The organism is Blautia intestinihominis, assembly GCF_040096655.1.
Lineage (GTDB): Bacteria > Bacillota > Clostridia > Lachnospirales > Lachnospiraceae > Blautia_A > Blautia_A intestinihominis.
Map to the genome: position 1 here is coordinate 1 of NZ_JBBMEI010000005.1, position 13,778 is coordinate 13,778.

The window sequence follows — 13,778 nt, forward strand, 5'->3', positions numbered from 1 at the left end:
TAAGGTGCATTACAGAATTTAATCCCGCATAGTTACTGAGATAATCCACAGCTGGAATTTAGTTTTTCATTTAAGTTATCTATCCCGAGCTTCTGGATCGGCCTGATTCTTCTGAGCATCTTTGGAGTGCAGCTTCGCTGGATCAACGTAGCAGGAGGTACGACTGATTTCAAGGCAATGATCCTGCCGTCTGTGACACTGGCGCTTTCCATGTCTGCAAAATATACCAGACAGGTACGAAACGCAGTGCTGGAAGAACTCAGACAGGATTATGTCATTGGAGCCAGAATGAGAGGGATCAAAGAAAGCGTGATCCTCTGGAGACATGTACTTCCAAACGCAATGCTTCCTATTGTAACACTTCTTGGTCTTTCCCTCGGCTCTCTGCTCGGAGGAACAGCAGTTGTTGAGATCATTTACAACTGGCCTGGAATGGGAAGCATGGCGATCAAGGCGATCGCCTGTCGTGACTACCCGATGGTACAGGCATACGTACTTATGATCGCGATCATGTACATGGTCATCAATATCATCGTTGACCTGTCCTATACTTATCTGGACCCAAGAATAAAGGAGGTTAAGTAAATTGAAGAAACAGAAATTTTTCCTGGCTCACAAACAGTTTACCTTATTCTTTATTCTGGCTCTCGCTGTTGTAGGCGTGGCAGTTTTTGCCCCGTGGATCGCACCGAAGGATCCTCTGGAAGCAGTGATGATCGATTCACTCAAAGCCCCGTGTGCGGAATACCCTCTTGGCGCTGATAAACTCGGACGTGATCTTCTTTCCCGTGTGATCTATGGTACCAGAACTTCACTGGTGTCTACCCTGATCCTTGTGGCAACGATTTTTGTTGTAGGTACTTTCCTTGGAATCATTGCCGGATATTTTGGCGGCTGGATCGATCAGGTGATCATGCGAATCGCAGATATGATGATCTCTTTCCCGGGAATGATCCTGGCTATCGCAATTGCAGGTATGCTCGGACCAAGCCTTCGTAACGGAGTTATCGCGATCACAGCGGTAAGCTGGACAAAATACGCACGTCTGGCAAGAAGTATGGTTTTGAAAGTAAAACGTAATCTGTATGTGGAAGCCGCGATCGTAAACGGCACAAGCACATTCAAAATCTTATGGAAACATATTCTCCCGAACATGCTGACGATCATGACTGTAACAGCAGCGGCAGATATGGGAACCATGATGCTTGAACTTGCATCTCTTTCTTTCCTGGGATTCGGAGCCGTGGCACCGACACCGGAATGGGGACTGATGCTGAATGAAGGAAGAACTTATATGGCAAAAGCACCGTGGCTTATGATCGCACCGGGTATCGCCATCGTAATCGTAGTAATCGTATTTAACATGCTCGGCGACAGTATCCGTGATATTCTTGACCCGAGACAGGACTAACACAGATACCAGGGTGAAAAGAGCTGAATCCACATGAGCTTGCTCATAAGTGGATGAAGAATCTTGGAACCCGCCCCGATATGAGCATAAAAGTGGGATGATAATCCCGCGATATGCGAAGAGAGGGTAGAATTGCGAAAGTTACTTGGTAACGGAGCAATTCGTAGGTATCGTAAACTACCGAAAAATAAAGGAGAAAAATATATGAAAAACAGAATCGCAAAAAAAGTCTGTGCAGCAGCACTTGCAGGTCTCATGACAATGGCACTCGTTCCAACATCCGTATTTGCAGCAGGAACAATGACGATCGGTGTAACAAGCTTCGCTGATACACTGGAGCCGACAGAGCAGTACTTCAGCTGGGTTATCTCCCGTTACGGCGTTGGCCAGGGTCTTACCAGGTTTGATGAAGAAGGAAACATGGTACCATGTCTTGCAACAGAGTGGACCAACAGTGAAGATGGAAAAACATGGACATTTACGATTCGTGAGGGCGTTAAATTCTCAAACGGTAACGATATGACACCAGAGCTTGTAAAAGCATCTCTGGAGCGTACCATCGAAATGTCAAACCGTGTACCGGAGTTCTTTGATATTGACAGCATTGAAGTTGATGGACAGAACATCATATTCAACCTGAACAGAGCAAACGCAAACATGGCAGGATGTCTGGCAGACCCGCTGTTCCTGATCATGGACACCAGCATTGACAACTCCAACATCGCAATGGAAGGACCAGTTTGTACAGGACCGTATGCATTCCAGTCTTTTGACCCGTCAGGTGATACCGTTGTTGTACGCAACGAGTACTACTGGGATGGAGATGTTCCGAATGACAGCGTAACTCTTCGTATCATTGGCGACCAGACAACACGTTCCATGGCTCTTCAGTCCGGTGAGATCGATGTTGCTTACAACTTAAAGACAGAGAACGTTTTTGAATTTGACGGAAATGACAACTACAACATCCAGTCCCTGGAATCCCTTCGTTCTACTTATGCATTCATGAACCAGAACGGAGCACTCGGAGATCTGGCACTTCGTCAGGCAGTTCTTCGTGGACTTGACAAAGAAACTTACACAAGCGTTCTGCTTGAGGGCGGCGCAACACCAGGAAAAGCACCGGTACCGCCGACACTGGATTATGGCTATGATGATCTGAACGATGAGAACGCTTACGATCCGGATGGAGCAAAACAGGTTCTTGAAGATGCAGGATACAAAGATGTAGATGGTGACGGATATGTAGAAGATCCGGACGGAAACCCGGTAGAACTTACTTTTGTATACTATGACAGCCGTGCAGAACTCGGTGTATATGCACAGGCAGCACAGGCAAGCCTCAAAGAGATCGGAATCAACATCAAACTTGACTGCGTATCTTACGAGACACTTCTTGACCGCCGTGATTCCTCTCAGTACGATCTCCTGATCTGGAACGTACTCGTTGCAAACACAGGTGACCCGGAAAACTACCTTCGTGAGAACTGGTACAGCACATCTGCAAACAACACAGCAGGATATGCAAATGAAGATGTAGACAAATGGCTGGATGAGCTGGCAGAAACAATCGATACAGATGCAAGAAAAGAACTGATTGTAAAGATCCAGCAGGCGATCATGGACGATGCAGCTACTGTATTCTTCGGATATGAAAACACATTCCTTATCTCCAAAGCAAGCGTAGAAGGACTTGTAATGTATCCAATGGATTACTACTGGGTAACTGCTGACATGCAGATGGCTGAATAATAAAGGAGACTGTAAGAATGCTGGAAATTAAAGATCTGGCTGTACAGTATGGACATCATGATCCTACGATCGAGCATTTTAACCTTTCCATGAAAAAGGGTGAGATCATCAGTGTTGTAGGTGAGAGCGGAAGCGGTAAGACCACAGTGATCCGTGCCGTTCTGGGGGCTCTCCCCGGAGCGGGACAGGTTACTTCAGGAGATATCCTCTTTCACGGGGAATCTCTTCTGAAAAATTCCAAAAGCGACTGGAGAAAGATCCGTGGCAGCAAGATGTCAATGATCTTCCAGGACTGTGGCGGAACCCTGAACCCGATTCGTAAGATTGGCAGCCAATATGTAGAATATATTTGTACACATGAGGCTATGGCAAAAAAAGATGCCTGGCAGAGAGCAGTCACCATGCTTTCCAAAATGAGACTTCCGGATGCGGAAAACATCATGAACAGTTATCCGTATCAGTTATCCGGAGGTATGCGCCAGCGTGTCGGAATTGCTATGGCGATGACTTTTAACCCGGAACTTCTTCTGGCAGATGAGCCGACAAGTGCTCTGGACGTAACAACACAGGCACAGATCGTCCGTCAGATGATGGAGCTCCGCGATGATTTCGGAACAGGGATCATCATTGTTACACATAATATCGGAGTAGCAGCTTATATGGCAGATCAGCTGATCGTTATGCACCACGGCAAGGTGGTAGACCACGGAACCAGAGAAGAGGTCCTGAATAACCCGACCAGCGATTACACAAAGAAACTGCTTGATGCAGTTCCGGAAATGGAGGGAAAACGATATGTCTGAAAATCATGAGATCGTCATGCAGGCAAAGCATATTGTAAAACAGTTCCCTGCTTCCCGCGGAAGAACCCTGACTGCCTGCAATGATATCAACCTGACCATGTATAAAGGAAAGACTCTCGGGATCGTAGGAGAGAGTGGATGCGGTAAATCTACATTTGTCCGCATGGTGACTTTCCTGGAAAAACCGACCAGCGGTGAGATTCTTTATCACGGCAAAAACATCACAGGGCTTTCAAAGAAAGAAACCTGGGAAAACCGCCAGAACCTTCAGATGGTCTTCCAGGATCCGATGGCATCTTTTAACCCGAAGATGAAGATCAGGGATATTCTGACAGAGCCTCTGATGAACTACAAAAAGATCAAAAGAAACGAAAGAGATGCAAAAGCAAGAGAACTTCTCCGCATGGTAGAACTTCCGGAAGAGTTTGTAGACCGTTATCCGCACAACATGAGTGGTGGACAGCGTCAGAGGATCAGTATCGCAAGAGCACTTTCTCTGGAACCGGAGATCCTGGTCTGTGATGAAGCAACTTCTGCACTGGATGTTTCCGTACAGGAGTCTGTCATCGAGCTTCTGGTACGTCTGCAGAAAGAAAAAAATATCTGCATGATCTTTATCTGCCATGACCTGGCGCTGATCCGTTCTTTCGCGCATCAGATCGCAGTCATGTACCTGGGACATATCGTGGAAACGATTCCGGGCGAAGATGTTTCAGGAAATGCAGAACATCCATATACCAAAGCACTTGTCGGAGCACAGTTCTCTGTTCATATGGATCCAGCCAAAAAGATTGAAAGCATTGAAAGCGAAGCACCAAGTCCGCTCGATGTACCGGTAGGCTGCCCGTTCCAGAACCGCTGTGAACACTGTACGGAACAGTGCAAAAAAGAAATGCCGGAATTAAAAGAAATTGCACCGGGTCATGAAGTTGCCTGCTTTTATGTAGAAAATATCACAAAATAAACAGAAGGAGGCAAGTAGATGAAGAGAAGAATACTCACTCTGATGATGAGTGCGGCACTTATTGCCGGCACTCAGAGCACTGTATGGGCCGATGTGGAAGACTACTCAGACGGAGATGTTCATACGATCGGTGTAGTTGTATATGATCCGGACTCTGCGGAGATGGAAATGTTTGCGGACTATTACCGTGATTACATCCAGGAAGGTTTTCCTGTAAAATTTATTTTTTCAGGAAAAATTGCAGATTCTGAGGAAGAAAAGACATTTATTGAAGAAGCCAAAGCAGAAGGTGCAGAGGGGATCATTTCTTTTGCCGGATATGCAGATGGGCTTACAAACGTTATCAAAACCTGTGAAGAAGAGGAAATCTACTATGCACTGGGTTCCAATACGGTAAGCGATGAGAACTATGAGGTCATCAAAGATAATCCATGGTACATGGGAAGCGTCGGACCGGATCTTGAGACCGTTTATCAGGCCGGCTGCGACATGACAGAGTTTTTTCTGGATAAAGATGCCAGAAACATCGTGCTCATGTCAGGCGGTGCATCTTCTGGAAACAGACTTCATCAGGTAAGAACCTGGGGAATGCTGAACACTCTGGAAGAAAAAGCGGGACTTGTACTTGATGAAGATGCAGAAAAACTTTCTGCAACAGATAAAGTGACCGAACTCACAGACAAGGACGGAAATTTACACGTTACGATCTGCCCGGGATATACCGAGGGTGGAGAGGGACTTGACAATCTGGAGACCGCATTTGCGGAAGGCACCTGTGATACGCTTATGAGTGCGTTCCATGTATCTGCCTATCTGGACAAGATCTCCGATAAGGAAAAAGATCAGGACAGCAACATCATGGTCGGCGCGATCGACAGCTTTTCTGAGCAGAATTTTGAAATCTTCAAAGAAAAAGATTCTTTTGGAAATGCACCGATCGACTATGTACGCGGCAAATACGCTTCCATGGCAGGCCCGGCCTTCGCAATGATCTACAACGCGATCACCGGAACTCCGGATGTAGTCCGGGAAAACGGTGAGGCAGTACGCCTGTACCAGAATCTCTGGACTGCGAAGTCTGAGGAAGAATATGTTGAACTGTATGGGTATGCGACGGGGATTTATGAGAATGCGTATAGTTGTGATGACCTTATGCAGGTCATCGGGCAGTTTGATGTGGATGCGGATCCGCAGGGCTTTAAGGAGTTGACGGAAGCGTCTGATGTGGAGAGTGTGAAGGAGAGAATTTTTTCCAATTAAAAAATTGGGTAAAAGGGATGGAGTTTTTTGGCTCCATTCCTTTTTTTATCCCTTAAATTCGTGGGATTTATTTGCTTGGGAGCAGAGAAAACCGCCAGCCTCCTCTGCGGTCTTCTTAGTCTACCAGACAAAATAAAAGAAAAAATAGAAAGCAAATATCAAAAAAATGAAACAAACCTTTCATTTTTTGCAACGTTTTTATAAAACCATAAAAACCACCCCATTTTTTTGAGTCTTTTGTCAATGGAATTTTCAAATGAAGTCGGCTACAATAAGGACAGTTGAAAGATACGTAAAGAAACAACGAAATCAATATTGTAGAAGAATCAGGAGGAAATAACAATGAAAGTTGGATTTATTGGTCTTGGAATCATGGGAAAACCGATGTGCAAAAACCTCATGAAAGCAGGTTACGAAATGGTTGTAACCACACATAATAAAGAAACCCTCAAAGAAATGGAAGCACTCGGAGCCAAAACTGTAACATGCGGACGTGAAGTTGCAGAAGAAGCAGATGTGATCATCACCATGCTCCCGAACTCCCCACAGGTAAGAGAAGTTGCACTTGGCGAAGGCGGAATCATCGAGGGCGGCAAAGAAGGAAGTGTCCTGATCGACATGAGCTCCATTGATCCTACCGAGAGCAAAGCAATCTCCGCAGAGCTTGCAAAGAAAGGCATCGACATGTTGGACGCACCTGTTTCCGGTGGAGAACCGAAAGCAATCGATGGAACCATTTCTGTAATGGTTGGCGGAAAGAAAGAGACTTTTGATAAATACTATGACCTGATGATGGCTATGGCTGGTTCCGTTGTATACGTAGGACCGATCGGATCAGGAAACGTTGCAAAACTTGCAAACCAGATCATCGTTGCAGTCAACATTGCAGCAGTATCTGAAGCCCTCACCCTGGCAAAGAAAGCCGGAACAGATCCGGAGCTTGTATACCAGGCAATCCGCGGCGGACTTGCAGGATCTACAGTCCTCGATGCAAAAGCACCTATGATGATGGACAGAAACTTCAAACCGGGATTCCGTATTGAACTTCACATCAAAGACCTGAACAACGCCCTCAATGCAGGACATGCCGTAAGCGCACCGCTTCCGCTGACAGGAGAACTTATGGAGATCATGCAGGCACTCAAAGCAGACGGACACGAAAAAGAAGATCATTCCAGCATTGTAAAATTCTACGAAAAAATTGGTAATGTAACAGTTACAAGAGACTAAAATCCGGTATATAATAAGGTAAGACTTTTGCTAACCGTAAAGAAAGCCTCGACAGGTTGCCATGAGCCTGCCGGGGCTTTTTTGAGTGGAATGGAGGACCTTTTATGTCAAAAATAGCGATTTTACTTCCAAAGGAATATATGCTGGAACAGGCAAGAAATGTAATCCGGGAGGACGAACTGGATATCGACATCCTCAAAGTGATCAAGACTTCCGACTCTGTCTATGAAGCAAGACAGGCCGTAGAGCAGGGCGCGGAGGTGGTTCTTGCCCGAGGCGTGCAGGCAGCTTTTATCCGCCAGTACACAAATATTCCTGTTGCAGAACTGACACTTACAGGCCAGGAAATCGGTCTTATGATCGCCAGCGCCAAGAAAAAAGTCCCGGACAAAAAGTGCCCGCAGATCGCACTGATCGGTTTCAAAAACATGTTCAGCGATACAACTTATGCAGATGAGCTTTTTGATATCCGGCTGAAATTTTATGACATCACAGCCATTGAGCAGGCAGCAGAAAAAGTAGACCTTGCGATACAGGAAGGCGCAGATGTCCTGCTCGGCGGCGATACCGTCAATGCACTGGCGGCACAGAAAGGCATTCCGGCGCAGTTCATCGATTCCACAGAGGAGTCGATCCGTTCCGCTATCGGCGTGGCAAAAAAGATGATCCTGACTGCGGAGGCAGAGAAAAATTTTACCGCACAGTTTGAGACAGTGCTGGATAATTCCTACAACGGGATTCTGGAAATTGATGAAAACAAAGAGATCATGATCGTAAACCGTGCAGGAGAAGAACTTTTTCACAAAAAAGCTTCTCAGCTTGAAGGAACTGCCTTGGAAAAAGTGATCCCGGAACTGGAACAACGGTATATCGATGACGTTCTGAGCGGAAAAAGAGATTCATTTATGACCTCGGTCTATGTGGCTGGTGTTCCGATGATGCTCACGGCAGCGCCGATCCAGTATGAAAACAAGATTCGTGGCGCGATCATTTCACTCTATCGAAATGCTTCTGTCCGAAAAAATGATGCAGATGAGCTGCATTCCTATTACCTGAAGGGCTACGTGGCGCATGCTCATTTTTCTGATATCAGGATCACTGGTAAAGAAATGGAATACTGCGTGGAACTTTCCAAAATGTACGCCCTGTCAAAGAATCCTGTGCTGATCTGTGGAGAAGACGGAACAGATAAGGAAAAACTGGCACAGTGCATCCACAACAACAGTTCCTATAAAGCGGGGCCTTTTGTTGCAGTGAATTGCAGCGGTATGACAGAACAGATGCAGGTGGACAGGCTTTTTGGAAACCCGGATGCAGAAGACGAGAGCATGAAAAAAGGGGCACTTGCGATCAGCGATCATGGAACGATCGTAATCTCTGAAATAGAAAAACTTTCACTTCTGTGCCAGTATCGTCTGTACCGTGCGATACGGTATGATTCCCTGATCCAGAATGACCTGGAGCGAAGCCAGACGCTGGATAACCGTATCATAGCGATAACGGGAGCAGATCTTTACCAGTATGTAGAGCAGGGCAGATTCCGGCAGGATCTTTATTATCTCCTGAACAGCCTTACGGTGGAGATTCCTCCGCTTCGGAAGCGCCCGCAGGATATCCGTGCGATCGTGGAGGACTGCAGGGTAAGATTTACAAAAAGATATGCAAGATTTCCAAAAATCGCAGAGGATGCGATGGAGGCACTTGCCGGATTTGGATGGCAGGGGAATGAAATTCAACTGGAGTCGTTTTGTGAAAGACTTTTTCTGACTTCACCCAAGAAGACGATCACCAGTGACTATGTATATTTTCTTCTGGACACATTGTATCCTGTAAAAGAAAGAATTTCGGAAGATGGCACAACAGTGATCTATCAGCACCCGGAGGCCGCGCGTCTGACGGAACTTCTGGAAAAACACCAGGGAAACCGTTCTGCAGTGGCGAAGGAGCTTGGAATCAGCACAACGACGTTGTGGAGACGAATGAAAAAATATGGCGTGATAAATAAATATGATCTGACGTAAGGAGGAAACGCTATGGCGATCCATATCATGGATGCGGGGGCGGAGCTGTTTCAGAATAATCCGATGTCTGTGATCTGCTCGATCGTGTGTGACCATGAGCAGCAGTGTGCCGGTCACTGTGTACTTGGAAAGAAAGGCAATCCGGTGCATTTTTCCAGTATTGAGAACTATATTTCGGACACTTATCTGGATCGAATGAAACTTCAGATTCCAGAAGAAAAGAAAAAACCGGTGGCAGTGATCGGGGCAGGTCCGGCAGGATTGACGGTGGCGATCATTCTGGCACAGCATGGGTATAAGGTGACGATCTTTGAGCAGCAGGACAAGATTGGCGGTATCACACGTTACGGAATCCCGGAATTCCGTCTGCCGAAATCTATCCTGGATCGTCTGGAAAAGCAGATCCTTGCGATGGGTATCCGCATCCGTCCGCATACTGCGATCGGAACAGTTCTGACGATCGATGATCTTTTCCGCGACGGATATGCAAGCGTGTTTGTTGGAACAGGAGTGTGGAAAGCACGAAACCTGGGGATTCCGGGGGAATGTCTGGCGAATGTGCATTTCGGCATTGACTATCTGGAAAATCCGGCAGCATATGATCTGGGAGAAAAAGTCGCCATTATTGGAATGGGAAATGCGGCAATGGACGTTGCGCGGACAGCTCTTCGAAACGGTGCACTGCAGGTGACATTGTATGCCCGCGGAACGCATGTAGCGGCGAACTCGCATGAAATGGCGTATGCAGAGCTGGATGGCGCACAGTTTGTCTTTGGAAAAGCGATCGAGCGCATCACGGAAACCGGCCCGGTATTCAAGACTTCGGTCATTGATGAGAATAATAAAGTCGTCGGATACGAGGAAGGCGAAGACCAGGTGGAAGCAGATTCCACGATCATCGCCATCAGCCAGGGACCAAGAAACCGCCTGATCCGCACAACCGTAGGACTGGAAGGCTCCGACAAAGGTCTCCTCATCGTAGACGAAAACGAAATGACCACCAGAGAAGGCGTCTTCGCCGCAGGAGATGTCGTACACGGCTCCAAAACCGTCGTCCATGCCGTAGAACAGGCAAAGAAAGCGGCCGTGGCGATGATCGCGTATATGGAAAAAGAAAGTTGACTTTTACCAGGGAAAGACATATAATAAATAATAGCTAAGGAATGTGGTGAAATTCCAAGAGGCAAAACGAAAACCCCCAGAGTTGCCGCTCTGGGGGTTTTCTTGCTCGTTACGGTGAGCTATTCCGTTTAGGCTGTTGCTACCTATTGTCTACCGCTCAGCCATTTGCATATGTAATAGCTAATTACATTTGCTAACACGGTGACAAGAAGTGTGGTGAAAAAATCATCCAAGAGATACACCTCCTTTCTGCTGGAGGAGCGGCAGCAACATTATTATAACACAAAATCAGAACAAAATGTACAATCTGTAAAATTTAACTCCAGAATTCTTCAGCCAGGGATATGAAATCTCTGGCTGCTTTGCTGAGATAACGTTTTTTGTGGTGACATGCCATGATGTTCCAGGAGGGCTTGCCAGGGAGAGTGAAGAATCGGATCTTGTCCTCGTGTCCACGGGCATAAAAAGCAGGAATGATGCCACAGCACATTTCAGCCCCGACCATAGTGGTGATGGTTGCATTGCTGGAGGTCTCAAAGAGTACATGAGGCTTGAAACTGGCAGATTCGAAGATGTGGTCGGTCAGGTCGCGAAGCGTGGATTCTTTGTACGTGAGGACAAAAGGTTCCTCGCGTAGCGCGTAAAGGTTCAGTTCGGAAATCTCACCCTCGCGAACAGGGACAGCATTTGTCCATCCTTCCTCCGGTGGTGTGGCGATCGGATGGCGGATCGGAACGGCAGCAAAAATATCCTCGGAAGCTAAAGGAATATAACTCAGAGCAGGTTTCTGCTGTTCCGGAACAAGTGTCACGAATCCCAGATCCAACTCACCGGATATCAGGAGTTCCTGCTGTTTCTGGACACTGAGTTCCCGTGGAGTGACCTGGATATTAGGATGCAGGCGGTGAAATTTCGGATACACATTAGAAAACATGGCGATCCCACGCCCAGGCGTAAAGCCAACACTGAGTTCGCCCTGCTGGATCCTGGCGAGATCATGGATCCTGTGATAAGTATCCTTCTTAAGCAACAGCATTTCCCGTGCAGCCTTCAGATAAATCTCCCCAGCTTCCGTAGGATGCCAGTCCGTCCGCGAACGATGAAAAAGCTGCACACCGAGTTCCTTCTCAAGTTTAAGAAGCTGCTGGTTGAGCGCAGACTGCGTGATATAAAGCTTTTCCGCCGCACGGGTGATGTTGTTTTCTTCCGCGATTGCTACAATATATTGTATTTGACGTAAATCCATTGTGGGTACCTCCTTATCTCCATTCTACCCCAATCCCCTCCACATTCCAATATGTAAATTAGAAAAATTAAGAGAACTATAACTACAATGAATTTTACTTATACAACCTCCTGCGTTATAATAACCTCAACAAAGCAAAGGAGGAATCCAAAATGTCACTGCTAGTAAAAATAAACCAGTCTGACAACGTAGCCATCGCTGTTCAGCCACTGAGCGCAGGATCAGAAGTGGAAGGCATCCACATCAACCAGGACATCCCGCAGGCACACAAAGTCGCACTGGCTGACATTCCAAAAGGAAGCCCGGTCATCCGCTACGGCGTGATCCTCGGATACGCCATGAACCCGATCAAACGCGGCGACTGGATCAACGAATTCATGCTCGAACTCCCAACCCCGCCATCCGTAGATGACATGGAGTTCGGCAAAAACATCGTCACAGACCTGCCTGAACCGCCGGTAACTACCTTCGAAGGATATGCAAATCCAGACGGCGGCTACGCAGGAACCAGAAACATCCTCGGGATCAGCACCACCGTACAGTGCGTAACAGGAGTACTGAATGTCGCAGTAAAGAAAATGAAAGAAGAACTTCTTCCAAAATATCCAAACGTAGACGACATCGTCCCGATCAACCACGCATACGGCTGCGGCGTTGCCATCAACGCACCTGAGGCAAAAGTCCCGATCCGTGCACTCAGAAATCTCGTCAAACATCCAAACTTCGGCGGACAGCTCATGGTAGTCGGACTTGGCTGTGAGAAATTCACTGTACAGATGCTCCTCGATGAAGCCGATATTACACCTGAAAATGTCATTATTCTCCAGGAACAGAAAGGCTTCGATGCCATGGTTGACGCCCTCATGAAAATGGCAGACAAAAAACTCGCGATCCTCAACGAAAGAAAACGAGAAACACTTCCATTATCCAAACTCTGCATCGGTATGCAGTGCGGTGGAAGCGATGCATTCTCCGGCGTGACTGCAAACCCATCCGCAGGATATGCGGCAGACATGCTGGTAAAAGGCGGCGCAACCGTTATGTTCTCCGAAGTAACAGAAGTACGTGACGGAGTACATTACCTTGCAGAACGCTGCGTCAGCGCAGAAGTAAGAGACAAACTTGCAGCAGAAATGCGCTGGTACGATCATTACCTTGCAGAAGGAAACGTAGACAGAAGCGCTAACCCGACCCCGGGAAACAAAAAAGGCGGACTCTGCAACATCGTAGAAAAAGCCATGGGCTCCATTGCAAAATCAGGAAGCTCACCGATCGTGGAAGTACTTTCCCCGGCAGAAAAACCAACCAAACACGGTCTTATCTATGCAGCGACACCGGCAAGCGATATCGTCTGCGGTCCATGCCAGCTTGCATCAGGAATCACTCTGCAGGTATTTATGACAGGCCGCGGAACTCCATATGGACTCGCAGCAGCTCCGGTCATCAAAGTCTGTTCAAGAAATGAAATGAAAGCCATGTGGCAGGATCTGATCGATGTCAACGCCGGTCCGATCGCAACAGGCGAAGCAACGATCCAGGAAATCGGAACCCAGCTGTTCAACAAGATCATCGCAGTTGCAAGCGGCAAGGATCAGTCCTTCGCAGAGAAATACAAACTCCACAACGACCTCTGCATCTTCAACCCGGCACCGATCACCTGATATCCAGGTTTCAAAATTTCAACTGCATCTCATGCCTGCATGTGTATGCAGTTGAAATTGTAAATATCAAGCGACCCGCTTTTTTTTTACCCTAAATCGTCAAAAAACATGCATTTTACGCAATGTATGAAATAAAATGCGATTAAAATGAAACATATCATTTCAAAACCTGCAACATTAACGAAACCATAAAAATCACAAGAACCTTCTTGGGTATTCTGCGAATTGAACAAAAAGCCAGAATGTATATAATAAAATACATACAAAACAAACAAAGAAAAACATTGAGGCCGCAATGATTTCGAATA

At 46.8% G+C, this 13,778-nt stretch carries 11 protein-coding genes and 1 pseudogene; 10 read left to right on the forward strand and 2 right to left on the reverse strand.

Annotation, left to right across the window (positions count from 1 at the left end):
* Window positions 1-51: 51 nt before the first annotated feature.
* Entirely contained in the window at window positions 52-585 is a 534-nt protein-coding gene (locus WMO75_RS02715; protein WP_349077603.1) for an ABC transporter permease, read from the forward strand.
* Between the two features lies 1 nt (window position 586).
* On the forward strand, window positions 587-1,411 hold the full coding sequence (gene nikC / locus WMO75_RS02720) for a nickel transporter permease (protein ID WP_118697944.1): 825 nt from the start codon (window positions 587-589) through the stop codon (window positions 1,409-1,411).
* Here the strand turns inward: nikC and WMO75_RS20075 are convergent.
* A pseudogene (locus tag WMO75_RS20075) lies at window positions 1,408-1,613 on the reverse strand (hypothetical protein). The gene nikC and the pseudogene WMO75_RS20075 overlap by 4 nt on opposite strands.
* 2 nt (window positions 1,614-1,615) lie before the next feature.
* Here WMO75_RS20075 and WMO75_RS02725 point away from each other — a divergent pair.
* The 7 genes from WMO75_RS02725 to WMO75_RS02755 all read left to right on the forward strand — a co-directional run bounded on the left by WMO75_RS02725 (window position 1,616) and on the right by WMO75_RS02755 (window position 10,563).
* Complete coding sequence (locus WMO75_RS02725; RefSeq protein WP_022215727.1) at window positions 1,616-3,163, forward strand: ABC transporter substrate-binding protein; 1,548 nt, start codon at window positions 1,616-1,618, stop codon at window positions 3,161-3,163.
* 17 nt (window positions 3,164-3,180) lie between these two features.
* Window positions 3,181-3,966, forward strand: a complete 786-nt coding sequence (locus tag WMO75_RS02730) for an ABC transporter ATP-binding protein (RefSeq protein ID WP_022215728.1) — start codon at window positions 3,181-3,183, stop codon at window positions 3,964-3,966.
* A complete protein-coding gene (locus WMO75_RS02735; RefSeq protein ID WP_022215729.1) occupies window positions 3,959-4,930 on the forward strand; it encodes an ABC transporter ATP-binding protein in 972 nt (323 codons plus the stop codon). Before WMO75_RS02730 ends, WMO75_RS02735 begins: the two co-directional genes overlap by 8 nt.
* 18 nt (window positions 4,931-4,948) lie before the next feature.
* Complete coding sequence (locus WMO75_RS02740) at window positions 4,949-6,190, forward strand: type 1 periplasmic-binding domain-containing protein (protein ID WP_118697945.1); 1,242 nt, start codon at window positions 4,949-4,951, stop codon at window positions 6,188-6,190.
* Window positions 6,191-6,532: 342 nt separating this feature from the next.
* On the forward strand, window positions 6,533-7,420 hold the full coding sequence (gene garR, locus WMO75_RS02745) for a 2-hydroxy-3-oxopropionate reductase (RefSeq protein WP_022215731.1): 888 nt from the start codon (window positions 6,533-6,535) through the stop codon (window positions 7,418-7,420).
* A gap of 104 nt (window positions 7,421-7,524) precedes the next feature.
* Window positions 7,525-9,441 carry a sigma 54-interacting transcriptional regulator gene (locus WMO75_RS02750; RefSeq protein WP_118697946.1) on the forward strand — a complete coding sequence of 639 codons (1,917 nt, stop codon included), beginning with the start codon at window positions 7,525-7,527 and terminating at the stop codon, window positions 9,439-9,441.
* A gap of 12 nt (window positions 9,442-9,453) precedes the next feature.
* Complete coding sequence (locus tag WMO75_RS02755; RefSeq protein WP_118697947.1) at window positions 9,454-10,563, forward strand: FAD-dependent oxidoreductase; 1,110 nt, start codon at window positions 9,454-9,456, stop codon at window positions 10,561-10,563.
* Between the two features lie 316 nt (window positions 10,564-10,879).
* Here WMO75_RS02755 and WMO75_RS02760 read toward each other — a convergent pair whose 3' ends face one another.
* Complete coding sequence (locus tag WMO75_RS02760) at window positions 10,880-11,809, reverse strand: LysR family transcriptional regulator (RefSeq protein WP_291580150.1); 930 nt, start codon at window positions 11,807-11,809, stop codon at window positions 10,880-10,882.
* A 152-nt stretch (window positions 11,810-11,961) separates the two neighbouring features.
* Between WMO75_RS02760 and garD the strand changes: the two genes are divergently transcribed.
* On the forward strand, window positions 11,962-13,470 hold the full coding sequence (gene garD / locus WMO75_RS02765; RefSeq protein ID WP_022215735.1) for a galactarate dehydratase: 1,509 nt from the start codon (window positions 11,962-11,964) through the stop codon (window positions 13,468-13,470).
* Window positions 13,471-13,778: the final 308 nt, after the last annotated feature.